The following is a 21,574-nucleotide window of genomic DNA, read 5'->3' as shown; positions in this document are numbered from 1 at the left end:
GTTTTCACACTTGAAATCCTTTGCGCCGGCTGTTTCAGCCGGCGTTTTTTTGTGTCATTCTCTGCGGAATGCCTATCGCGGAGACAGACATGGACCTGCATGCGGTCATTGCCTTCACGCTTGCCTTTTTCGTGTTCGCGGCAAGTCCAGGACCTGATAATATCACCATTATGGCCCGCACCCTTTCGCATGGCCCTGCCTCGGGCGTGGCCTATGGCCTGGGCACCGTCAGCGGCATTCTTATCTATCTGACACTGGCGTTTTTCGGCCTATCCGTTCTCGCGCATTCTATGGGCTGGCTGATGCAGATCTTGCGCTATGGCGGGGCGCTGTACTTGATCTGGATGGCCTATCGCCTATGGGCGGCGCCTGCTGTGCTGCCGCAGATGCAGCAAGGCGAAAATGGCAGAGCATTGTTTTCGGTTTACATGACCGGCTTTGCCTTAAACCTTGGCAATCCCAAAATGCCGCTTTTCTATTTGGCGCTGCTACCGAATTTCGTGCCGCACACCTTTGACACGACTGCGCTTTTCACCATCGTCGCCATCATTCTTGCTGTCGAAACCGTGGTCATCGGCGGTCATGTTTTCCTGGCAGGTCGGGCAAAACGGGTGCTCAAGACGCCCCGCAGCATCAAACTGATCAACCGCGCAACGGGAGGTTTTCTTGGCGTGGCCGGCTTGGTTATATTGACGTCGGGACGCAGCAATTGAAGCTTTGTTAAGCTTTATGGCGGCGCTGTGGGCGAATTCCTTGACTTTAGGGCTTTTTGGGCCTATTCCGCGCTGGCGTTAACGCCCGTTGCGGGCGATTCATCTCGAGTTCGCAAGAACGGAACGGAAAACATTTCCCTTTGACCACATTTGCTGACCTTGGCCTGAGCCAAAAAGTTCTTTCTGCTGTCACGGATGCCGGCTACACAGTGCCGACACCGATCCAGGCTGGCGCTATTCCGCCAGCGCTGATGCGCCGCGATATCTGCGGCATTGCCCAGACGGGCACCGGCAAGACGGCATCCTTCGTGCTACCGATGCTGACCCTGCTCGAAAAGGGTCGCGCCCGCGCCCGCATGCCGCGCACGCTGATCATGGAACCGACGCGCGAACTCGCTGCACAGGTCGCGGAAAACTTCGAAAAATACGGTAAGAATCACAAGCTCAACATCGCGCTTCTCATCGGCGGCGTGTCCTTCGATGAACAGGATCGCAAGCTGGAGCGTGGCGCCGACGTGCTGATCTGCACGCCCGGTCGCTTGCTCGACCATTGCGAGCGCGGCAAGCTGCTGATGACCGGCGTCGAAATTCTCGTCATCGACGAAGCCGACCGCATGCTCGATATGGGCTTCATTCCCGATATCGAGCGCATCGCCAAGCTTATTCCTTTTACCCGTCAGACCCTGTTCTTCTCGGCCACCATGCCGCCGGAAATCCAGAAGCTGGCCGACAAGTTCCTGCAGAACCCGGAACGCATTGAAGTGGCAAAGCCCTCTTCGACTGCAACGACCGTGACGCAGCGACTGGTCGCATGCCAGAACAAGGATTATGAAAAGCGTTCGGCCCTGCGCGATGTCATTCGCGCCCAGGAAGACCTGAAGAACGCCATCATCTTCTGCAATCGCAAGAAGGATGTCGCTGACCTGTTCCGCTCGCTGGAGCGCCACGGCTTTTCGGTTGGCGCCCTGCATGGCGACATGGATCAGCGCTCACGCACCAATATGCTCGCCGGCTTCAAGGACAATCAGATCACTCTTCTGGTCGCCTCCGACGTCGCCGCGCGTGGCCTCGACATCCCCGACGTTAGTCATGTCTTCAATTTTGACGTGCCAATCCATGCAGAAGACTATGTTCACCGCATCGGCCGCACCGGTCGTGCCGGTCGTTCCGGCCGTGCCTTTACACTGGTGACCAAGTCGGACGCCAAGTATCTCGACGCTATCGAAAAGCTGATCGGCCAGAAGATCGAATGGTTGGACGGCGATGTCGCTTCCCTGCCGCCGATGGCCGAAAGCGATAGCGATGCACGTCGTGGCCGTGGCAAGGGCCGTGATGGCGAAAAGGGTCGTGGCAGGGATCGTGACCGTGCCAGCCGCAATGGCGACCGTGATGGTGCGCCGCGCGAGCGCCGCAGCAGTCATAAGGTTGACACGACCGAAGAGCAGATTGTCACCGAAGCGGCCATCGAGGTCGTCGAACCTAAGGTGGAAAGCGTGAAGCAAGAGCGCAAGACAGACAGACGGCCAGCCCAGGGCAATCGCGAATACCGCAACCCGAACCCGGCTAATGACGATCAGCGCGAACGCCGCCGCAATCACTACCGCGACCACGATGACGGCCCGACTCCCGTCGGTTTCGGCGATGATATCCCTGCCTTCATGTTGATCGTTGCCAACGCCAAGGCATAATGTGAAGACACACGATGTGAAGCCGGGTATTGATTTCCCCGGCGTCGGTGTCGGCCTTGCCATTCTGCGGGATGGCAAGCTTTTGCTCTATAAACGCATGCGTCCGCCGGAAGTCGGCTTCTGGAACATCGTTGGTGGCAAAGTTGACGTACTTGAGCCAGCCGAACAGGCTGCCCGGCGCGAGGCTGAAGAAGAAACCGGTCTGACAATCGGCAAGGTCGAATTCGTCTCTGTGACAGAGCAAATCGTTGCCGCCGACCGCCAGCATTGGGTGTCCCTGCTCTACAAGACCACAGATATTTCAGGCGAGGCCTCGCTGACCGAACCGGACAAGCTCTCGGACTTTGGTTGGTTCGAGTTAGACAACCTGCCGCAGCCGCTCTCTGCTTTTACGAAGGCTATTCTGCCGCATCTTCCGTGATTAATCGTTCGATCTTAATCCGCCTGGCTACGTGGTCAAAAACGTTGCCGGGCAACACAGTCACTCGAATGCTTCAATTTTTACTCGCATAGCACGGCCCCAGATCATGTCTATAAGACACGAATAACGTTGCGAAACGTCAGGGAGACCCGGCGTGATCTTTCAACCTTGCATCCATCTAAGAGGTCACTTTTTCGGGCTGGAATTTCATGGGTCCATGCGTAGCGCGCGGCATCCTTCAGAATGACCAGAGACCGGGGGGCAAGAACGGTGCTCAATTTTGTTCCGCTTTCCTTTTCTCTGAAAACCATCTCACAGGAAGAAAGCAGACTGAGCGAGACGATTGTGTCACCAAAGCACGGCTCACAATCGATATGCGCGCTTATCCCCTGGCCCGGTAAATACTCATTCGCAATGACTTGATCTGGCAGACTGTCAAAACAGCCAGCCTCGACTAATCGATGCGCTAGAGATTGAAGCCAATCCGGCAAACTGCCAAGATAGGCATCGGACGTGACGGAACGCGACTTGTAGTCATACCGATATCCGAAGTGCTGCACGCGGCGTTTAAGCTCACAACTCCAGACGCTAACGTCAAGCAACGTAATGAACTCGCTCTCTTCCACCGCCGAAACAAACCCAGGCACATAACGAGCACCCGCAGGCAGGTGCGTTGCCGTAGCTTTCAACCGAGTATCCATTTCTGACCAGCTGACCGTTCCCGAGCAAATACGTAGGTAACACCCTTAGCCGGAGACCTCTCTAAAGATCACGCAATGGCGTCTTGGCCGGTCGCCCTCTACCGTTTGGCTTCTGCGTTCGCACGCCAGCCTCATAGGCCAGCCTCGCCCAGCGCGCCATCTCGTCGGGATCGTCGAAGGCATCGTCGGGCACGGACCAATAGGGCATGGCGACGGGCTTCTTGCCCTCGCGTTGATAAACCCACTGCCGGGCGCCGGCCTGCTCGAACTGCGGCGCAGTCTCAGCATCGGCCTTAAGCATAATCTCGTCGAACAGGTAGAGCGCAAAGATCACGCCGTGATGATAGATGCCCTTACCGCCGAACATCCTGCGGATGCTGACCGGCCCTAGAGACTGAAACATCTCTTCAATGGCAGCATTGTCCATGATGCGACCTTATCCGATCGTCCGGAAGCCTCGGTTCAAATAGAGGAGAGAATCGACGGCTTCGCCAAGCTTCAGCCCCACGACCTCGCCAAACAGCACGGTATGGGTAGCAGTGATCTTGCGGTCAACGATGCGGCAATCGTAGGCGGCAATGGCATCGGTCAGAACGGGCGCGCCGGTCACCATGTCTTCCCATCGGCCAAGCGCAAAACGATCCTCGCTGCTCAGCTTGCCAAAGCCGGCAAAGGCACCGGCTAGATCCTGGTGCTGGATGCCGAGCGTGTTCAGTGCAAAGCAATCGCTCTCGAAAAACGGCCTGTTATTGTCGTTCTGATTGTTAATGCAGGCCAGCACCATCGGCGGCTGGTCAGAGACCGAGCAGGCGGCCGTAATCGTCGTGCCACGTACAATCTCGCCGAAGCGGGTGGTAACGATCTGCACATGGCCTGCATAGCGGCTCATCGCCTCTCGGTAATCCATAGGGTCGATAGCCACGCACGTACTCCTGCCTGTTTCTCTGCCACTGGCTATAAGCATGATGGGCAGGACTGTGAAGCGATTTTGGACATGAAACGCAAAAAGCAATGGCTCACCAGTTATTGCGCCAGAGTGTTAAAGGCACAGTCCAGCCCATGGAAACGTCCGTTCCCTTGTCAGTTGCCTGCCGCTAGGGTAACTGAAAATTCATGATGATCCTGAAGACCATGATCCTGCGCCTGGTTCCCGCAATCGCAGCCACCGCTGCGGCGCTGCTAGCGCCGAGCGCCTATGCGCTGACCATCGGACTGGTTGCGCCGCAGGGTGGCCCCTATGATTTGCTCGGCCAGCAGATGCGCGTCGGTGCCGAGGCCGCAGCCAAGGCCAGCGGCGATACGATCCTCGTTGTCGATGAGCCCTGCGCCGCAGGCTCCGGTCCTGCCATTGCCGATAAGCTGACAGCGGCCAGGGTCGATGCCGCCATCGGCTTTCTCTGCAGCGAGAGCCTCGATGGCGCGCTTCCTAAACTTGCCGATGCCGGTATTCCCGCACTGACGCTGTCCGTTCGCTGGCCAACCGTGATGGAAGACGCCCTGAAGCAGCAATGGCCGCTCTATCGGCTTGCTCCCAGCAACAAGGCCGAAAACGAGCAGGTGGTGCAAGCCATTGTCAGCCAATGGGCAGGCGCCGCCTTTGCCCTGCTGGATGACGGCACGATCCGCAGCCGCGAACTTGTCGAGGCAATCCGCGAACCGCTTGAGGCGCGTGGCATGAAGCCGGTATTCACTGACACTTATCGCCCCGGGCAGGAGCAGCAGATCGCGCTTGTACGCCGTTTGAAAAAGACCGGTGCAACCAATGTCTTCATCGGCGGCGACCGCAGCGATGTCGCCATCATTGCCCGCGATGCAAAGGCCGAAAACATCCCGCTGACTGTCATGGGCGGCGAAGCGATGAAGGCCGTGGACCGCCCAGTACCGCTGCAGGACGGCGTTCTTGCCGTCATCACCCCTGACTATGTCGGGTTTCCGTCGGCTCAAAAGGCGGTGGAAGCGCTGCACCAGCAAGGCAGCGATGCCGATGGCTATACCCTGCCCGCCTATGGGGCTGTGCAATTTCTCGATACGGCCGCAACACTCGATCAGCCGACCCTCGACAAGGCGGTGGCAGTGGCGAAGGTCGACACCGTCATCGGCCCGATCGCCTTCACATCGGGCCATGAACTGACGGTCAATCCATTCCAGCTGCAGGAATGGCGCGACGGCGCCTTCCGGCTGCCGCGTCCGCTCAGCGAATAGATGATGCTTTCTATTCGTAGGGCCAGACCGGCCGGGTAAACAGACCACCATCGACCCAGAGCGTCTGCCCGGTGACAAAGGCGGCGGCATCGCTGGAGAGATAGAGTACAGGCCCGGCAATATCCTGTGGCGTGCCCACCCGGCGCAGCGGCGTCACCTTGCCCCAGACCTCGCCATAGTCAGGCGCCTCTTCATACGTGCGCTCGGTGGCAATCGCGCCGGGCGCAACGCAATTGACGCGGATGCCGTGCGGCCCAAGCTCGACCGCAGCGACTTTGGTGAACTGTTCGACACCGCCCTTTGAAGCGGTGTAATCGACGAGTTTTGGAAAGGCGAGTTTGTTGCAGCCGGAGCCGATATTGACAATCGCTCCGCCCTTGCCGGCCTCTACCATGCGCCGGGCAGCGGCCTTGGTGTTGAGAAAGCAGCCCGTCAGGTTGGTGCGGATCACCCGGTTCCAATCCTCTTCCGACAGATCCAGCAGGCCGGCCCAGGTCTGCACACCGGCATTGTTGACGAGGATATGGGGGCTTTGACCGGACCAGGCGCCGGCCTCTTCAAAAAATCGCTCCACGGCTTGGCCGTCACCAACGTCAGAGGAAAGCCCCAGCGCACGGCCACCTCGCTCGCTAACCGCCTGCACGAGGCTATCTGCCGGGCCGGGATTGCCGAGATAGCTGAAGGCGACTGTATCGCCCAGTCCAGCGAAAGCCAGCACCAGTTGGCGCCCTATGCCGGTGCTGCCACCGGTGATGATCACAAACCTGCCCATATTTCCTCCCATAGGTCTTTCGCATCCTTCATAATCCGCTCCGCGGACATGTCCAAGGCTCCGGAACGTTTCCGCGCAAAGCAGCTGTAAAATCAGCCAAACTTGGCGCTACAGGCTGCAGGAAAGGTTGTCGCGCCCGGGCGGGAATGCTATTGAGCGGCACGACATCCGGCTATTTCGAAAGTATGAGTTACATGACCCTTCCGCTGCTGATCGCCCCTTCGATCCTCGCCGCCAATTTTTCCCGGCTGGGTGAGGAAGTGGTCGATGTGGTGGAAGCCGGCGCCGACTGGATTCATCTCGATGTGATGGACGGTCATTTCGTGCCGAACATCTCTTTCGGACCCGCTGTGATCAAAGCGCTCAGGCCGCTGACCAAGGCGATATTCGATTGCCACTTGATGATTGCGCCTGCCGATCCCTTCCTGCCTGCCTTTGCCGATGCCGGCTGCGATTACATTACCGTTCATGCCGAAGCCGGCCCGCATCTGCACCGCTCGCTGCAGACCATCCGTGGGCTCGGGAAGAAGGCCGGCGTGTCGATCAACCCGGCTACACCTGTCTCTAGCCTAGAAAACGTCATTGACGATGTCGACCTGATCCTGATCATGAGCGTCAATCCCGGCTTTGGCGGCCAGAGCTTCATTCCAGCCGCTGCAGACAAGATAGCCCAGGCCCGCGCGCTGATCAGCAATCGGCCAGTCGCGCTCGAAGTCGATGGCGGCATTACCGTGGAGACTGCGCCACTCGTGACGAAGGCCGGCGCCAATGTTCTGGTAGCCGGCTCCGCCGTCTACAAGGGCCAGGGCGTGGAGGCCTATCGCCAGACGGTGACCGCTCTGCGTGCTGCCGCCGAAGGAGGTCGCTCTTGAATAGTCGTTGGCTTACGGCCTCTCTGGCCGCAGCTCTTTCCGGCATTGTCGGCCTTACGGCCTTGCCCGCGCTGGCCGGCGACATTGCCGCCGTGCGACCGATCGGGTTTTCCGGTGACGGTTCGGTTTTTGCTTTCGAAGAATATGGCGTGCAGACGGGGGCGAACACGCCCTATTCCAACATCTACGCCATCGACCTCAACAACAATACGTTCCTGCCCGACACGCCGGTGCGGCTACGCGGCGATGACGACAAGGCCAGCATGGCCGCCATCCGCAAGCAGACCATGGATCAGGTCGCAAAGATCGTTCAGGATCGCGGGTTGCTCGATCATCCGGGCGAAATCGTCGCTTTCAATCCCCTGAGCGAAGTCGGAACCGATCCGCATGCTCTCAGCTACCGGGTACACGCCTCCCAGCCGACCGTAGGCGAACCCAATACGCTGACGCTGGAAGAGCTTGACGAAGGCGCACCTGCCGCCTGCAAGGATCAGGTGCAGACCATCAAGGGTTTCCGCCTGAAGATGACCCAGATCAACGGCGCCAAGCAGGACAAGGTCGTCTATGAAGACGGCCATGTGCCCGCGAGCCGCCGCTGTCCGACCGGCTACCGGCTGGGCGGCGTCGTCACCTATCAGATCCCCGGCGGTGCCGTTGTGCAGATCGCTCTGGTGCTTGTCATGAACCCGTCGTCCGAAGGGTCGGACGGGCGCTGGCTGGCCGTCCCGATCAAGCCCTGAAAACAGCGTAAACTGGCGGCTTTTTCGGTCCTGCCGTTGAGATCGGCGGCCAGGTTTGCTATGGGGCGCCATCATCCAATCCTGCAAGAAAGATCCCGCCGATGATCCCGCGTTATTCCCGCCCGGAAATGGTCGCCATCTGGTCGCCCGAGACCAAATTCCGCATCTGGTTCGAGATCGAGGCCCATGCCTGCGACGCGCTGGCCGAGCTCGGCGTGATCCCGAAGGACGCAGCGAAAACCATCTGGGAAAAAGGCGGCGCAGCCGAATTCGATGTTGCGCGCATCGACGAGATCGAAGCCGTCACCAAGCATGACGTCATCGCTTTCCTCACCCATCTCGCCGAATTCATCGGCCCCGACAGCCGCTTCGTCCACCAGGGCATGACGTCTTCTGACGTGCTCGACACCACACTGAACATCCAATTGGTGCGCGCCGCTGATCTGCTGCTGGCCGACATGGACCGGGTACTGGCTGCACTGAAGGCCCGCGCTTTCGAGCATAAAGATTCGGTTCGCATCGGCCGCAGCCATGGCATCCACGCCGAGCCGACCACCATGGGCCTGACCTTCGCCCGCTTCTACGCCGAAATGGAGCGCAACCGCGCCCGTCTGGTCAATGCCCGCGCCGAAATCGCCACTGGCGCCATCTCGGGTGCCGTTGGCACCTTCGCCAATATCGATCCGCGCGTTGAAGAACATGTCTGCGAAAAGCTCGGCTTGATGCCAGAGCCGGTCTCGACCCAGGTCATCCCGCGCGACCGCCATGCCATGTTCTTTGCAACATTGGGCGTCATCGCGTCGTCCATCGAAAACGTCGCCATCGAAATTCGTCACATGCAGCGCACCGAAGTGCTGGAAGCCGAAGAGTTCTTCTCGCCGGGGCAGAAGGGCTCGTCGGCCATGCCGCACAAGCGTAACCCAGTGCTGACCGAAAACCTCACCGGCCTCGCCCGCCTCGTGCGCATGTCTGTCGTGCCAGCCATGGAAAACGTCGCCCTCTGGCACGAGCGCGACATCAGCCATTCCAGCGTCGAACGCGCCATCGGCCCCGACACGACAATCACCCTCGATTTCGCGCTGAACCGTCTGGCCGGCGTTGTTGAAAAGCTGGTGATCTACCCGGAAAACATGTTGAAGAACATGAACAAGTTCCGCGGGCTGGTCATGAGCCAGCGCGTGCTACTGGCCCTCACCCAAGCCGGCGTCTCCCGCGAAGACAGCTACCGCCTGGTCCAGCGCAACGCCATGAAGGTCTGGGAACAGGGCAAGGATTTTCTCGAAGAACTGCTCGGTGATGCCGAAGTTCGGGCTGCGCTTTCCGAAGAGCAGATCCGCGAGAAGTTCGATCTTGGGTATCATACCAAGCACGTCGATACGATTTTCAAGCGGGTTTTTGGGTAATTTAGATCAAAATGCGCCACCGAAAGTGGCGCATTTTCCTCAGAACCAGTCTATTTAATATACGCGAACGATTGCGGAGCAACATTACGACCCAAAATTTCGTGTATAGTTTTTGGTTTATCGAATATTTTACGCTCACCGACCTCTATGGCGTAAGCTGTTTTTCGGCCACTAAAATAGCGGGAGAAGAAATCGCTCGTTATGCCTGAACGGTGTTTGGTTTTTTTCCAAATATCATCCGGAGAGCCAGAATGGACTTTTGCGATTTTGAATTCTCCAATAACTTTCCCAACTGGCATCGTCGCATAAACGACAATAGTATCAACATCAACAGATGAGAATATTGACTTTCGAAACTCAAATGCCTTGTCGCCGCTGAATATTTTATCTGCATACTCAGGCTTGATCGATAACAACACTTTTGTCGACATTTCCCAATTCCATTATCTTGAGGAGTTGTCGCTTACTCAATTCCATAAAGCCTGGGTAAGCATTTCGGTCGATACCTACATCATCAATCAGCGTTTTTCGATTCGGACGTTTTTTAAAGCTGATATTGTACGTAAATCGGACAATCTTGGGATATCTACGATTTCGCCAAAAATTCCTCAGTTCTGCTTCAGTGAAGACGCTATACGGTAACGCATAAGCCAAGAAATCGCTTTCCGTAGCGAAACTATCAATCAAACGTAGCTCTTCCACGATTCCCACCGTCGTTGCAACAGCCGTGTACTCCGCTGGTCCATTATCTTTAGTTCGGTAAATCACCAGTACGTCTCCCGGCTGCAGCAACTCAATGCCCTTCATGTTGCAGAGATATATTTTGTGAATGCTGTTACTATGGGATACGTCTTCAATTATGTCGGGATTCTCATTTCTCAGTATAGAGTCCGGAAAGAGCTTGGTATGAAAAGCTGGATATATCGAGAGCATAAACGCACGTCTTGAGGCATTTATGACTGGATAGTCGCGATAGACGCCACCGGTATAGTTGCCGATTTTTTTTACAAAAACAGATTCGATGCCCGAGACTGATGTCTTGCTACCCCACTTCACAAAACCATATTTTTCTAGCAGGCTTATGAGATGATCATGCTTATCGAATACGGTGACATAAATTTCGAAAACGGAGTGAGAGATGGACCAGTCTACTATTTTTTTAATAAATCTCTGCCCTAATTTCGTTCCGTGTGCATTTATTTTAAGAGTACCAACTTTAACCCGCTTAATATTAGGAACGGCCGGATCAACGTCATTTAACGCTTCATTTTCTATTTTTAAATACAGGAACCCTAAAATAGCGCCGGATTCCTCCCGCATAAGATAAGCACTTTCATCTTCACTGGCCTTTTTATTAAACCAATTGTCGAACCCTTTATAATCTGCACGAAGGCTGTCAAAAAACTCGTCAGACAATTTGATTTCACGAAACGATGTATAACTAAAATCCATACCCTGCCCACCCGGCGAATCGCTTTGACACTCAATTTCAATCTTGGATTGTATTTTTTTATGAAAAAATAGAAGCGAATAATGACGCTTCTAATACAGAAGTGAGATAAGGCTTCAAAAGAATGACTTTACATTTTCCAAGCGCATTCGATGAGGACATGCCGCACTTGCAGCTCGGTAATTTGGCTTTTTTTAGTAGGTAAATGCCACAACACGACCCATGTTAACTTTATTACGGAGATTATCTTTTATCGGCAATAATCGTCAGTGCTACCGTCGATAAATATTTGTTATATATCAAGGACCTACGCATGACCCCACTCCTGCGCATCATCGGCGTAATCCTCCTCACCGTGCTGGCGCTCGCCGCATTGATCGCAACAGGCTGGGTTACGCTTGCGCTCTGGTATCGCATCCCCGGCCCGGACGCGATCCGTGGAGCCGCAGCGGGCTTATGGCTCGTCTTCGTCCTTGCCACAGTATCGTTTGGGCGCAAAATGCCACTGGCCGGGCTTGGGCTTTTTCTCGTCAGCCTGATTGCCGTTGGCATCTGGTGGCAGTCTATCAAGCCCAGCCTGGACCGGGACTGGGCGACCGACGTGTCGAGGACGGTGACGGGCACGGTCGACAACAATATCGTCACGCTTCACGATGTGAGAAACTTCAACTGGTCCAGCGCCACCACAGCCGATGCGAGATGGGATATCAGGCAATACGACCTCAACAAGCTGGATGAGGCAGATATCGTGCTGTCCTATTGGGGCATGGATGCCATTGCCCACACGCTGATCAGTTTCGGCTTCAACGATGGCCAGCGCGTGGTGTTTTCAGTCGAGACGCGGCGGGAGAAGACAGAATCCTATTCGTCGGTCGCCGGTTTCTTCAAGACCTATGAGCTTGCCTTCATCGCCGCAGACGAGCGGGATATTCTCTACCTGCGCACCAATATGCGCAAGGAGGACACCTATCTCTACCCGCTCGACCTACCGAAGGAGGCGATGCGGGCGCTGTTTTTGAGTTATGTCGCCTCCGCCGACCAACTGGCTAAGAAGCCGGCCTTTTACGACACGCTGAGCACCAATTGCACCACCGTTGTCTTCGACCTCGCCCGCAAGATCGAGCCCGGCATTCCTATGGATTACCGCATTATCCTGTCGGGCTACCTGCCCGGCTATCTCGTCGATCATGATGCGACGCTTTGGAAATTACCGGAGGCGCAACTGCGCGCCCGCGCCGCCATCAGCGCCAAGGCCCAAGCTGCTGGTGATAGTCCGCCTGACTATTCCGCCACCATTCGACAGCAATGACGTCCTAAAGTATTCCGTGTTTCCGGGCGGAAAACCGGTTTCCAGTTTACCTGGACACTCTGACGCAAAAGGCCGCCTTCCTTTCGGAAAGCGGCCTTTTGATTGATAGCGACAGATGTCAGTCCGGCAGCTTACGCACCGCACCCTTGTCGGCGCTGGTTGCAAAGGCGGCATAGGCCTTCAGCGCGGTGGTGACATTGCGCTTGCGGTGTTCGGCAGGCTTCCAGCCAGCGGCATCCTGAGCAACGCGACGGGCGGCGAGTTCGCCTTCCGACAGCATCAGCTCGATGGTGCGGTTCGGAATGTCGATAGCGATGGTGTCGCCGTTGCGAACGAGGCCAATCGTGCCGCCGTTTGCTGCTTCTGGCGAAACATGACCGATAGAGAGGCCTGACGTGCCGCCCGAGAAGCGGCCGTCGGTGATCAGCGCGCAGGCCTTGCCGAGGCCCTTCGACTTCAGATAGCTGGTTGGGTAAAGCATTTCCTGCATGCCCGGGCCGCCCTTCGGGCCTTCGTAGCGGATAACGACGACATCGCCGGCCACAACTTCATTGCTGAGAATTGCCTTTACCGCCGCATCCTGGCTTTCATAGACCTTGGCAGGACCGGTGAATTTCAGAATGCTTTCGTCGACGCCAGCGGTTTTGACGATGCAGCCGTCAAGGGCGATATTGCCCTTCAGCACGGCCAGACCACCATCCTTGGAGAACGGCTTTTCGACCGAGCGGATGACGCCGTCCTCGCGGTCCATGTCCAGCTCATCCCAACGCGATGACTGCGAGAAGGCGACCTGGGTCGGCACGCCGCCAGGCGCAGCGCGGAAGAATTCGCGCACGCTCTCGGAATTGGTGCGGGTGATGTCCCAACGGTCGATAGCATCGCCGAGGGTCGGGGCATGAACAGTGGGGCAATCGCGATTGATCAGGCCGCCACGCTCCAGCTCGCCCAGGATACGCATGATGCCGCCGGCGCGGTGGACATCTTCCATATGCACGTCCTGCTTTGCAGGCGCGACCTTGGAAAGGCACGGCACGCGGCGTGACAGCTGGTCGATATCATCGAGGTTGAAGTCAATCTCACCTTCATGAGCGGCGGCAAGAATATGCAGCACGGTATTGGTGGAGCCGCCCATGGCAATATCCAGCGCCATGGCGTTTTCAAAGGCCTGCTTGGAGGCGATCTTGCGCGGCAGCACGCTGTCATCGTCCTGCTCATAGTAGCGGCGGGCGAGATCGACGATGAGATGACCTGCCTCGACGAACAACCGCTTGCGGTCTGAGTGCGTGGCGAGCGTCGAGCCATTGCCGGGCAGCGACAGGCCCAAGGCTTCCGTCAGACAGTTCATCGAATTGGCGGTGAACATGCCGGAACAAGAGCCGCAGGTAGGACAGGCCGAGCGCTCGATGGTGGCAACGTCTTCATCCGAGATTTTATCGTCGGCAGCAGCAACCATGGCATCGACCAGGTCGAGCGCGACCTTCTTGCCATGCATGACCACCTTGCCGGCTTCCATCGGGCCGCCGGAGACGAAGACGGCCGGGATGTTCAACCGCAGCGCCGCCATCAACATGCCGGGGGTGATCTTGTCGCAGTTGGAAATGCAGACCATGGCATCGGCGCAATGGGCATTGACCATATATTCGACGCTATCGGCAATGATTTCACGCGACGGCAGTGAATAGAGCATGCCGTCATGGCCCATGGCGATGCCGTCATCGACAGCGATGGTGTTAAATTCCTTGGCAACGCCGCCAGCCGCTTCGATTTCGCGAGCAACGAGCTGGCCAAGGTCCTTCAAGTGCACATGGCCGGGCACGAACTGCGTAAAGGAATTGACGACGGCAATGATCGGCTTGCCGAAATCGCCATCCTTCATGCCGGTGGCGCGCCAGAGGCCGCGCGCGCCTGCCATGTTGCGGCCATGGGTCGTGGTTCTTGAGCGATAGACGGGCATGGGTGCTTCCTCGAACTGTGGTCTGCGCTGGATGAAATCCAGCTGATTTTGGGCAGATATTTAGGCCAGTCAGACGTCAGTGTCACTATCAGCATGCCGGAAAACGGTACGCTGCAACTGCGCGTTACGTCTGCGCACGCGAGGTGCACAGAAAAGTGAAACAATAAAACGGCAAAAAAACTGCCTCGCCCTGTAACTTTCCCGATCTATTTTACGTAATCAAACGTAGACTATACGCAATCGACAGGGAGTAGATCACCATGGCAGCCTTTCGCCCACCGCATATTCCAGCCTCGGAGATCACACCGCACGGCGTCTATCTCTCCCGCCGCAGCCTGATTGGCGGAGCGGCAGGCACTTTGGCACTGGCCGCAGCCGGCGAAGCACTCGGCGCGCCGCTGACAGCCAAGCCGACTGATTATAAGGTCGACGAAAAGCTGACGCCAAAAAAGGACGTTACCACTTATAACAATTTCTACGAATTCGGCACGGACAAATCCGATCCCGCCGCCAATTCCGGCAAATTTAAGCCGACGCCCTGGACGGTGGAAGTCGGCGGTCTAGTCGCCAAGCCGCAGAAGATCGCCATCGAGGACATCATGAAGTCCTTCACCGTGGAAGAGCGGATCTACCGCATGCGCTGCGTTGAGGCCTGGTCCATGGTCATCCCCTGGGATGGCTTTCCGCTGTCGGCCCTGCTCGACAGGGTGGAGCCACTCGGCAACGCCAAATATGTTGCCTTCGAAACCGTCGTTCGCCCTGAGGAAATGCCCGGCCAGAGCGGCTTTTTCCAGTCGATCAACTGGCCCTATGTCGATGGCCTGCGGCTGGATGAGGCCCGCAATCCACTTACCATTCTCGCCACGGGTCTTTACGGTGAAACCCTGCCGAACCAGAATGGCGCGCCGCTGCGTCTGGTCGTGCCGTGGAAATATGGGTTCAAGGGCATCAAATCCATCGTCAAGATCACGTTGACCGAAAAGCAGCCGCCCTGCACCTGGAACATCATTGCCTCAAACGAATACGGCTTCTACGCCAATGTGAACCCGAAGGTTGACCATCCGCGCTGGAGCCAGGCAACGGAACGGCGTATCGGCGACGGAGGCGGTTTGTTCGGCGGCTCGCGCAAGGAAACCCTGCCCTTCAACGGTTATGGAGATCAGGTTGCCAGCCTCTATGCCGGCATGGACCTGACGAAGAATTTCTGACCATGGCAGGTTTCACTCTCTCTGCCCGGCAGAAATCCCTCTCCGTCTGGGCGCTCTATGTCGTCGGCTTGTTGCCGGGGCTCTATGCTTTCTATCTCGGGATATTCGGCGATCTCGGCGCCGATCCCGTGCGCGAGTTCGAGCATCGGCTCGGCATCTGGGCGCTGCGCTTCCTCTGTCTGGGGCTGGCGATTACGCCGCTGCGCGACCTCGCCAAGGTCAATCTCATCGGCTACCGCCGGGCATTGGGCCTGATCGCCTTCTATTATGTGCTGGCACATTTCGCGGTCTATCTGACACTTGACCGGGGCTTGATCCTGTCCTCGATCCTCGGCGATATCCTGAAGCGTCCCTATATCATGCTCGGCATGCTTGGGCTGATTCTGCTGATACCGTTGGCGGTCACCTCCAACCGCTGGTCAATCCGCAAACTCGGCAGCCGCTGGAACACGCTGCACAAGGCGAGCTACATCATCCTTGCCGCCGGCCTCTTGCATTTCGTGCTGTCGCGCAAGGCCTATACGCTGGAGCCTGCGATCTATACCGGCATCGTCATCCTTCTGCTCGGCTACCGGATCATCCGGCCAAAGCTGATGGCGGCCCGGCGCAAGAAGGCAGCGGCTTTGAAGGCATCCGCCAAGGCTTGAGGTTCAGGCAAGCCACGAGCCCTAGCGTCCTATCCACCCATGCAGGAGGATAGGACAATCGTGTTGAATGCGGCGCTCGATCTGCAGCAGGCCAGGAGCCTTTTCGACCGCGGTGATTTTCAGGCAGCGCTCGAATCCGTTTCAGCGCTTGTTGGTAGCCATCCGGGTCCTGAGGCCGCAAGCCTGCTTGCAGAGGTGCTGCTGAACCTTGGCGCGGTCGATGGCGCTGTCGAGGCTTTCGAATTTGCCGCCAAACGGATGCAGGAGCAGGAAGCATCAGCCACGCGTGCGCGCGCCGCCTCACTGGCGCTAATGTCGGCAACCTCCTACCCTCAGGACAGATTGGATGGCTTTCTGGCGGCGTTGGTTGCCAGCGACAGGCCAGAGCATTGGCAACAGGCCGGCGAAATTCTCTCAGGCGATACCCGCAATCCGCTCACGCTCACCGTCTTGCAGAAACTGCGGCAATGGCAGCCGCAAGACAATGCAATCCGCATGCTGCTGCTACGCACAGCGCGCGAACAATGTCATTACCCGGTCCTTGCCGCCGAGGAACCTGCCCTGCGCGCTGAACTAGCACAAGGCGGGACCGCCTGTCTCACCCATGAGCCGCCACACGCCAGCCTGATGTGGGAACCGGACGAAGCTCTCAACCGCCTTGCCTCGCTGGTCCCCGGCTTTTCCCTTACGCCAGCGATGCCGGCATTGCGGCGCAGACAGCCGCATATTTGGGGCGATAAGATCCGTATCGGCTATCTCAGCTGTGATCTCTGGGACGATCACGCCACCATGCGGCTGTTGCGTACGGTGATTGCCAGTCATGACCCTGGCCGTTTCGAGATCACCTTGTTCTGCTATACGCCGGAGCAGTTCCTGGCCTTCGATCATGGTGGCCGCAATGAATGGGGCACCATCGTCTCGATTACCGAGATGACCGACAACGAGGCCGCGGCTGCGATCAAGGCGCGCGGCATTGACATACTCGTCGATATCAAAGGCCACACGCGGGGCACACGCTCGCAGTTGATGAACCGGCCATTGGCTCCCATCCATGTGCAATGGCTCGGCTTTCCCGGCACCTGCATTGAGATCGATTGCGATTATGTGATCGGCGACCGCTTCGTGTTGCCGGAGATCTCGAAACCGCATTACCACGAGAAATTCTGCCGGTTGCCCGAATGCTACCAGCCGAACGATCCCGTCCATCGGCCGCTGCCGGAGCCGGCCAGCCGGCTGGCGCTTGGCTTGCCTAGTGATCGCGTGGTGATCGGCGCCTTCAACAGCCAGCGCAAGAACTCCCTCGAAACCATGGCGCTTTGGGCCGAAATACTGAAGGCCAATCCAAAGGCATTGCTCTGGCTGATGGTCGACGGCAACGGCGCACGTCAGGCGACATCAGCGCATTTCAAGAGCCTCGGCGTCAAACAATCGCAACTGCTGTTTGCGCCGAAAATGGCCTATGCCGGTCACCTCGCGCGGGTGCAAGCGGCAGATTTCGCCATCGACACCTTTCCCTGCAACGGCCATACGACCACCTCGGATATGCTCTGGGCCGGTCTGCCGGTCCTGACGAAAAGGGGCAGCAATTTTGCCTCCCGGGTCTCGGAAAGCCTGCTGAACGCCATTGGCCTGCCGGAACTTGTCGCGCAAGACGATAAGGCGCTGATCGACTTGGTGACTGGTCTGGTCAACGATCCGCTTAAGGTCAAGAGCCTGAAACAGCATCTCGCCGACCAGCGTTTCAAGGCACCATTGTTTAACTCCAAACGGTTCTGCCGACATCTGGAGGCGGCCTATACAATGATGGCCGCGCGCGCCCGGGCAGGGCTGGAGCCTGACCATTTCGACGTGCCGCTCGCACCTAAAGGAATTCCAGCGTGACTGTACGGCCCATTAACCTGGAACAAGCCCGGCTCTGCTTTGCCAAGGGTGATCACGACGGCGTCTTGAGGCTGATCGGTGACGCGCTTTCATCCGGCATGGGGGAAGGTTCACCAAATCTCGAATTGCAGGCCATGGCGGCGCAAAGCCTTCAGGCGGTAGGACAGGTCACAAAGGCCGCTGAACTGTTTGTCGGCTTGGCAAAGTCCATGGCGGCGTCGGACATATCAGGGGCTGCGGCAATCCGGGCGGATTTCCTCGCGCGTGCGGCACGTCTTTTTCTGACCTCTGGCGATGAAGTGCAAGCAAAAGTGCTGGTCGTTGACAGCCTGACACTGGCGACAGCGACACCCGATGCAGCCTATGTGGCCCTGAAGACCGGCATGTCCGCCCTGCCCGGCATAACCAAAGATAGCTTGATTGCCGCGCTAGCCGGAAGCGATAACTTCGACGATCTGCTACTGGCGGCACTCACCGTCGGCGACGATATCCACCACCCTCTCTGCCTGCCGATCTATAGCCGGATGCGGCAGTTGCGCCCGGATCTGCCGAAGGTGCGCATGGCGCTGGTGCAGATCGCGCGGATGCACTGCAATTACGAGATCCTTGCCGTCGAGGAGCCGCTGCTGCATCAGGATATCGCCGCCGGCAGGCTGGATTTTCTGGCGATGGAAACGCCCCATGCCAATCTGATGTGGCTGGCGGATGAGCGCTTGAACCGGCTGGCCGGCTATATCGCCGTCAGGACGCCGATGTCGCCAGAGGTCCGCGCGAAGCGGCACGCGATCCCGCATGCCTGGGGCCAGAGATTGCGGATCGGCTATCTCTCGGGTGATTTCTGGGACAACCACGCTACCATGCGCCTGCTGCGCAGCGTGCTGGCAAGCCATGACAAAAGCCGGTTAGACATCCAGCTGTTCTGCCACACGCCACCGGGCCTCGCCGAAATAGACGGCGGCGGGCGCAGCGAATGGGGTGAGATCACTTCTATCGTCGGATGCAGCGATGAAGAGGCCGAATCTGTCATCCGCGCCAAAGGCGTCGATATCCTTGTGGATCTAAAAGGCCACACCCGCGACAGCCGGTCGGGGCTGATGAACCGGCCGATCGCGCCTGTGCATGTCGCCTGGCTGGGTTTTCCCGGCAGCTGCGTTGCCGTCGATTGCGACTATGTGATTGGCGATCCCGTCGTATTGCCTGATAGCTCAAAGCCGCATTACCACGAGAAATTCTGCCGCCTGCCGGAAAGCTATCAGCCGAATGACTCTATCCATCGCCCGCTGCCCCCGGCATCAGGGCGGATGGTGCTTGGCCTGCCATCTGACAGGATCATCATCGGCGCCTTCAACAGTCAGTCGAAGAATACGCCGGAGACCCTTGGAATCTGGGCACGAATCCTCAAAGCCAATCCCAAGGCATTGCTGTGGATGATGATTGATGGCCATGCGGCGCGTCAGTCCACGGTGCGCTTCTTCAAGTCGCTCGGCGTCAAGCAGTCGCAATTGCTGTTTGCCCCGAAAATGCTCTACGAGAACCATATCGCCCGCGTCCAAGCCGCCGATTTTGCGATCGACAGCTTTCCCTACAACGGCCACACCACCACCTCGGACATGCTTTGGGCCGGCCTGCCCGTCATTACCAAGCGCGGTAGCAATTTTGCCTCGCGCGTCTCCGAAAGCCTGCTGAAGGCTATCGGTCTCGACGAATTGGTGGCGATGGATGAGGACGGCCTGGTGGCACTCGCGACGGACCTCGTCAACAACCCCGCTCGGGTTGCCCAGCTGAAAAACCACATTGCCGACCAGCGCTTCAAGGCGCCGCTGTTCGACGCCAGCCGCTTCTGCCGACATCTGGAGATTGCCTACGAGATGATGGCCGAGCGGGCCAAGGCGGGACTGGAGCCCGATCATTTCGACGTTCCAGCCCTGCCCCTCGATGTCACCGGATTTCAGCGCGCCTCGTAGACGAAATACTCGAAATCTGCCGGTTGCCCCTGACCCGTGATGTCGAAGGCAAACAGCCCGGCAAAGGCACCGGTAAAGGATGCATCCACCCCGCGCCCGCCTTCGTCGGAGATGACGCCAGCGTCGAGAATCGGACCGACAGCCTGCCAAGGCTGTGACGCATCTCCGGCTGCCCGCCAGAAGAAATGCAGGTCGTTGTCAGTGACTTCAAGGGCAAGATCAATGGCGCCATCCGGCAGCGACAGACCCGCATCAATCGGGAAGACCAGCTTTCCGCCGGGATAATCGCCCGGGCAGGACAGGATCGTCAGCGCCCGCCCCAGCGTCTCATGCCAGGTGACCGCGAGAGCGTGGAATTTGTACCTGTTATAGTAATGGGTCAGCCCCGCCACCTGCTGATAGGTCTCAGGCGCAAACTCGATGCGGGTCTCGGCGCGGAAGCGATGATGCTGCTGTCGACGCGCTACCAGCGCCTGTTCGAACCAACTGCCTATGCTTTCCCGACCGTAGAGCCGCAAAAAGTCCGGACGGGCGGTTACGCTGAAAATTCGCTGCGGCTCCGGCGTGCGCAGCCATTGGAAGTCCATGGGCAGACCGGCGGAATCGAAACTATATTCACGGCGTGCGGCAAGATCCTGCCGCGCGGCCGGCGCCGGCGGAGCAACCTCAACAGCCGGCACCTGGCCGCCCTGCTCGAGATAAAGCCAGTCGTCGCGCCACACACATTTCTGCAAGCTGGTTTCTCGGCCGAGCGTGCAGCGCCGATAAGGAGCAAGCGGGCGGCCGCAGAGATGGGTATGATAGGCCTGGCCATCAGGCGTCTCCACATATTGGCCGTGGCCCGCCTTCTGCAAAGGCGCCTTCGGGCTGTCCTTAGAGGTCATCAGATGCCGGTCGGGATGTGTCTCATATGGCCCTTCGATCTGCCTGGAACGCGCCATGGTCACGGCATGGTCATAGCCGGTGCCGCCCTCGGCGACGGTCAGATAATACCAGCCATTGCGCTTGAACAGATGCGGGCCTTCGACAAGGCCGCGCTCGGTGCCCGGATAGATATTGCGCACGGGCCCCGTCAGCTTGCGGGCAATCGGGTCCCATTCCTGCAATAGGATTCCGTCAAAGGCTGGATGCGGACCGACAGCGTTGAAGGCTTCCAGCCGGTGGTTCCAATGCATGTTGACGAACCATTTACGGCCGTCATCGTCATGAAACAGCGACGGGTCGAAGCCGGAGGAATTGACATAGACAGGATCGGACCATTCCCCTTCGACGCTCTCAGCCGTGACGATGTAGTTCGGCGCGTCCTTGAAGCTGCCGTCCAGCCGCTTCACATCCGTATAGACGAGCCAGAACAAACCGTTGGCATAGGACAGGCACGGCGCCCAGATGCCACAGCTATCGGGATTGCCCCGCATGTCGAGCTGGCTTTTGCGCTCCAGCGGCCGGCGCACCAGCGTCCAGTTGACGAGATCGCGGGAGTGATGGATCTGCACGCCCGGATACCATTCGAAGGTGGAGGTGGCGATGTAGTAGTCATCGCCGACACGGCATATCGACGGATCCGGATTGAAACCCGGTAGAATGGGATTGATGATCATGCGTGCTCCTCCCTCAAACGAATTGCCCCGCGCACCGCCGCGCGCGAGGCA

General features: G+C 58.1%; 20 protein-coding genes. 12 read left to right on the top strand and 8 right to left on the bottom strand.

What is annotated here, in order from left to right; all coding sequences use genetic code 11:
• The first annotated feature begins 89 nt into the window (after window positions 1-89).
• From BJF91_RS02050 to BJF91_RS02040, 3 genes are all read left to right on the top strand, one after another.
• Window positions 90-713 carry a LysE family translocator gene (locus BJF91_RS02050; RefSeq protein ID WP_075612822.1) on the top strand — a complete coding sequence of 208 codons (624 nt, stop codon included), beginning with the start codon at window positions 90-92 and terminating at the stop codon, window positions 711-713.
• A 140-nt stretch (window positions 714-853) separates the two neighbouring features.
• Window positions 854-2,401 carry a DEAD/DEAH box helicase gene (locus BJF91_RS02045; protein WP_075612821.1) on the top strand — a complete coding sequence of 516 codons (1,548 nt, stop codon included), beginning with the start codon at window positions 854-856 and terminating at the stop codon, window positions 2,399-2,401.
• Between the two features lies 1 nt (window position 2,402).
• Window positions 2,403-2,822 carry an NUDIX domain-containing protein gene (locus BJF91_RS02040; RefSeq protein WP_234801516.1) on the top strand — a complete coding sequence of 140 codons (420 nt, stop codon included), beginning with the start codon at window positions 2,403-2,405 and terminating at the stop codon, window positions 2,820-2,822.
• A 110-nt stretch (window positions 2,823-2,932) separates the two neighbouring features.
• Here the strand turns inward: BJF91_RS02040 and BJF91_RS02035 are convergent, their stop codons facing one another.
• From BJF91_RS02035 to BJF91_RS02025, 3 genes are all read right to left on the bottom strand, one after another.
• A complete protein-coding gene (locus tag BJF91_RS02035) occupies window positions 2,933-3,511 on the bottom strand; it encodes an alpha-ketoglutarate-dependent dioxygenase AlkB (RefSeq protein ID WP_234801515.1) in 579 nt (192 codons plus the stop codon).
• A 73-nt stretch (window positions 3,512-3,584) separates the two neighbouring features.
• Window positions 3,585-3,950: a TfoX/Sxy family protein gene (locus BJF91_RS02030; RefSeq protein WP_075612818.1), complete on the bottom strand. Its 366-nt coding sequence runs from the start codon at window positions 3,948-3,950 to the stop codon at window positions 3,585-3,587.
• Between the two features lie 9 nt (window positions 3,951-3,959).
• Window positions 3,960-4,412 carry a flavin reductase family protein gene (locus tag BJF91_RS02025; RefSeq protein ID WP_083943053.1) on the bottom strand — a complete coding sequence of 151 codons (453 nt, stop codon included), beginning with the start codon at window positions 4,410-4,412 and terminating at the stop codon, window positions 3,960-3,962.
• 227 nt (window positions 4,413-4,639) lie between these two features.
• On the opposite strand from BJF91_RS02025, the gene BJF91_RS02020 reads away from it, so the two are divergent.
• On the top strand, window positions 4,640-5,725 hold the full coding sequence (locus BJF91_RS02020; protein WP_139310559.1) for a branched-chain amino acid ABC transporter substrate-binding protein: 1,086 nt from the start codon (window positions 4,640-4,642) through the stop codon (window positions 5,723-5,725).
• A gap of 10 nt (window positions 5,726-5,735) precedes the next feature.
• On the opposite strand, the gene BJF91_RS02015 is transcribed toward BJF91_RS02020, so the two are convergent.
• Entirely contained in the window at window positions 5,736-6,497 is a 762-nt protein-coding gene (locus BJF91_RS02015; RefSeq protein WP_075612817.1) for an SDR family NAD(P)-dependent oxidoreductase, read from the bottom strand.
• Window positions 6,498-6,691: 194 nt separating this feature from the next.
• On the opposite strand from BJF91_RS02015, the gene rpe reads away from it, so the two are divergent.
• The 3 genes from rpe (at window position 6,692) to purB (ending at window position 9,512) form a co-directional block, all read left to right on the top strand.
• On the top strand, window positions 6,692-7,369 hold the full coding sequence (gene rpe, locus BJF91_RS02010; RefSeq protein WP_075612875.1) for a ribulose-phosphate 3-epimerase: 678 nt from the start codon (window positions 6,692-6,694) through the stop codon (window positions 7,367-7,369).
• On the top strand, window positions 7,366-8,109 hold the full coding sequence (locus tag BJF91_RS02005; protein WP_075612816.1) for a DUF2259 domain-containing protein: 744 nt from the start codon (window positions 7,366-7,368) through the stop codon (window positions 8,107-8,109). The genes rpe and BJF91_RS02005 overlap by 4 nt, the downstream gene beginning before the upstream one ends.
• A 101-nt stretch (window positions 8,110-8,210) precedes the next feature.
• A complete protein-coding gene (purB, locus tag BJF91_RS02000) occupies window positions 8,211-9,512 on the top strand; it encodes an adenylosuccinate lyase (RefSeq protein WP_075612815.1) in 1,302 nt (433 codons plus the stop codon).
• Window positions 9,513-9,562: 50 nt separating this feature from the next.
• Here purB and BJF91_RS01995 read toward each other — a convergent pair whose 3' ends face one another.
• Window positions 9,563-9,943 carry an ASCH domain-containing protein gene (locus BJF91_RS01995; RefSeq protein ID WP_075612814.1) on the bottom strand — a complete coding sequence of 127 codons (381 nt, stop codon included), beginning with the start codon at window positions 9,941-9,943 and terminating at the stop codon, window positions 9,563-9,565.
• A complete protein-coding gene (locus BJF91_RS01990) occupies window positions 9,909-10,964 on the bottom strand; it encodes a GNAT family N-acetyltransferase (RefSeq protein ID WP_075612813.1) in 1,056 nt (351 codons plus the stop codon). Before BJF91_RS01990 ends, BJF91_RS01995 begins: the two co-directional genes overlap by 35 nt.
• A 311-nt stretch (window positions 10,965-11,275) precedes the next feature.
• Here BJF91_RS01990 and BJF91_RS01985 point away from each other — a divergent pair, with 311 nt between their 5' ends.
• Window positions 11,276-12,271 carry an Lnb N-terminal periplasmic domain-containing protein gene (locus tag BJF91_RS01985; RefSeq protein ID WP_083943049.1) on the top strand — a complete coding sequence of 332 codons (996 nt, stop codon included), beginning with the start codon at window positions 11,276-11,278 and terminating at the stop codon, window positions 12,269-12,271.
• A 118-nt stretch (window positions 12,272-12,389) separates the two neighbouring features.
• Here BJF91_RS01985 and ilvD read toward each other — a convergent pair whose 3' ends face one another.
• Window positions 12,390-14,225, bottom strand: a complete 1,836-nt coding sequence (ilvD, locus tag BJF91_RS01980) for a dihydroxy-acid dehydratase (protein WP_075612811.1) — start codon at window positions 14,223-14,225, stop codon at window positions 12,390-12,392.
• Window positions 14,226-14,485: 260 nt separating this feature from the next.
• Between ilvD and msrP the strand changes: the two genes are divergently transcribed.
• Genes msrP through BJF91_RS01960 form a run of 4 tightly spaced genes read left to right on the top strand, consistent with a single transcriptional unit; the run spans window position 14,486 to window position 19,925 of the window.
• Window positions 14,486-15,433 (top strand): protein-methionine-sulfoxide reductase catalytic subunit MsrP, encoded by a 948-nt coding sequence (gene msrP, locus BJF91_RS01975; RefSeq protein ID WP_075612810.1) that lies wholly within the window; start codon window positions 14,486-14,488, stop codon window positions 15,431-15,433.
• 2 nt (window positions 15,434-15,435) lie between these two features.
• A complete protein-coding gene (msrQ, locus tag BJF91_RS01970) occupies window positions 15,436-16,080 on the top strand; it encodes a protein-methionine-sulfoxide reductase heme-binding subunit MsrQ (RefSeq protein ID WP_075612809.1) in 645 nt (214 codons plus the stop codon).
• Window positions 16,081-16,140: 60 nt separating this feature from the next.
• On the top strand, window positions 16,141-17,961 hold the full coding sequence (locus BJF91_RS01965; protein ID WP_234801513.1) for an O-linked N-acetylglucosamine transferase, SPINDLY family protein: 1,821 nt from the start codon (window positions 16,141-16,143) through the stop codon (window positions 17,959-17,961).
• Window positions 17,958-19,925, top strand: a complete 1,968-nt coding sequence (locus tag BJF91_RS01960; protein ID WP_234801512.1) for an O-linked N-acetylglucosamine transferase, SPINDLY family protein — start codon at window positions 17,958-17,960, stop codon at window positions 19,923-19,925. Before BJF91_RS01965 ends, BJF91_RS01960 begins: the two co-directional genes overlap by 4 nt.
• On the opposite strand, the gene BJF91_RS01955 is transcribed toward BJF91_RS01960, so the two are convergent.
• Entirely contained in the window at window positions 19,910-21,523 is a 1,614-nt protein-coding gene (locus BJF91_RS01955; protein WP_075612808.1) for a glycoside hydrolase family 43 protein, read from the bottom strand. The genes BJF91_RS01960 and BJF91_RS01955 overlap by 16 nt on opposite strands.
• Window positions 21,524-21,574: the final 51 nt, after the last annotated feature.

It is taken from the genome of Gillisella taibaishanensis, assembly GCF_001938985.1.
Classification (GTDB): domain Bacteria; phylum Pseudomonadota; class Alphaproteobacteria; order Rhizobiales; family Rhizobiaceae; genus Allorhizobium; species Allorhizobium taibaishanense.
This window is presented reverse-complemented; position numbering and strand designations above follow the sequence as displayed.

Excerpts from the sequence above, each read along its gene's own strand:
- BJF91_RS02050 (WP_075612822.1), top strand. The coding sequence starts at position 90 with ATGGACCTGCATGCGGTCATTGCCTTCACGCTTGCCTTTTTCGTGTTC.
- BJF91_RS02030 (WP_075612818.1), bottom strand. The coding sequence starts at position 3,950 with ATGGACAATGCTGCCATTGAAGAGATGTTTCAGTCTCTAGGGCCGGTC.
- BJF91_RS02025 (WP_083943053.1), bottom strand. The coding sequence starts at position 4,412 with ATGAGCCGCTATGCAGGCCATGTGCAGATCGTTACCACCCGCTTCGGC.
- BJF91_RS02020 (WP_139310559.1), top strand. The coding sequence starts at position 4,640 with ATGATCCTGAAGACCATGATCCTGCGCCTGGTTCCCGCAATCGCAGCC.
- BJF91_RS02015 (WP_075612817.1), bottom strand. The coding sequence starts at position 6,497 with ATGGGCAGGTTTGTGATCATCACCGGTGGCAGCACCGGCATAGGGCGC.
- rpe (WP_075612875.1), top strand. The coding sequence starts at position 6,692 with ATGACCCTTCCGCTGCTGATCGCCCCTTCGATCCTCGCCGCCAATTTT.
- purB (WP_075612815.1), top strand. The coding sequence starts at position 8,211 with ATGATCCCGCGTTATTCCCGCCCGGAAATGGTCGCCATCTGGTCGCCC.
- BJF91_RS01995 (WP_075612814.1), bottom strand. The coding sequence starts at position 9,943 with ATGTCGACAAAAGTGTTGTTATCGATCAAGCCTGAGTATGCAGATAAA.
- BJF91_RS01990 (WP_075612813.1), bottom strand. The coding sequence starts at position 10,964 with ATGGATTTTAGTTATACATCGTTTCGTGAAATCAAATTGTCTGACGAG.
- BJF91_RS01985 (WP_083943049.1), top strand. The coding sequence starts at position 11,276 with ATGACCCCACTCCTGCGCATCATCGGCGTAATCCTCCTCACCGTGCTG.
- ilvD (WP_075612811.1), bottom strand. The coding sequence starts at position 14,225 with ATGCCCGTCTATCGCTCAAGAACCACGACCCATGGCCGCAACATGGCA.
- msrP (WP_075612810.1), top strand. The coding sequence starts at position 14,486 with ATGGCAGCCTTTCGCCCACCGCATATTCCAGCCTCGGAGATCACACCG.
- msrQ (WP_075612809.1), top strand. The coding sequence starts at position 15,436 with ATGGCAGGTTTCACTCTCTCTGCCCGGCAGAAATCCCTCTCCGTCTGG.
- BJF91_RS01955 (WP_075612808.1), bottom strand. The coding sequence starts at position 21,523 with ATGATCATCAATCCCATTCTACCGGGTTTCAATCCGGATCCGTCGATA.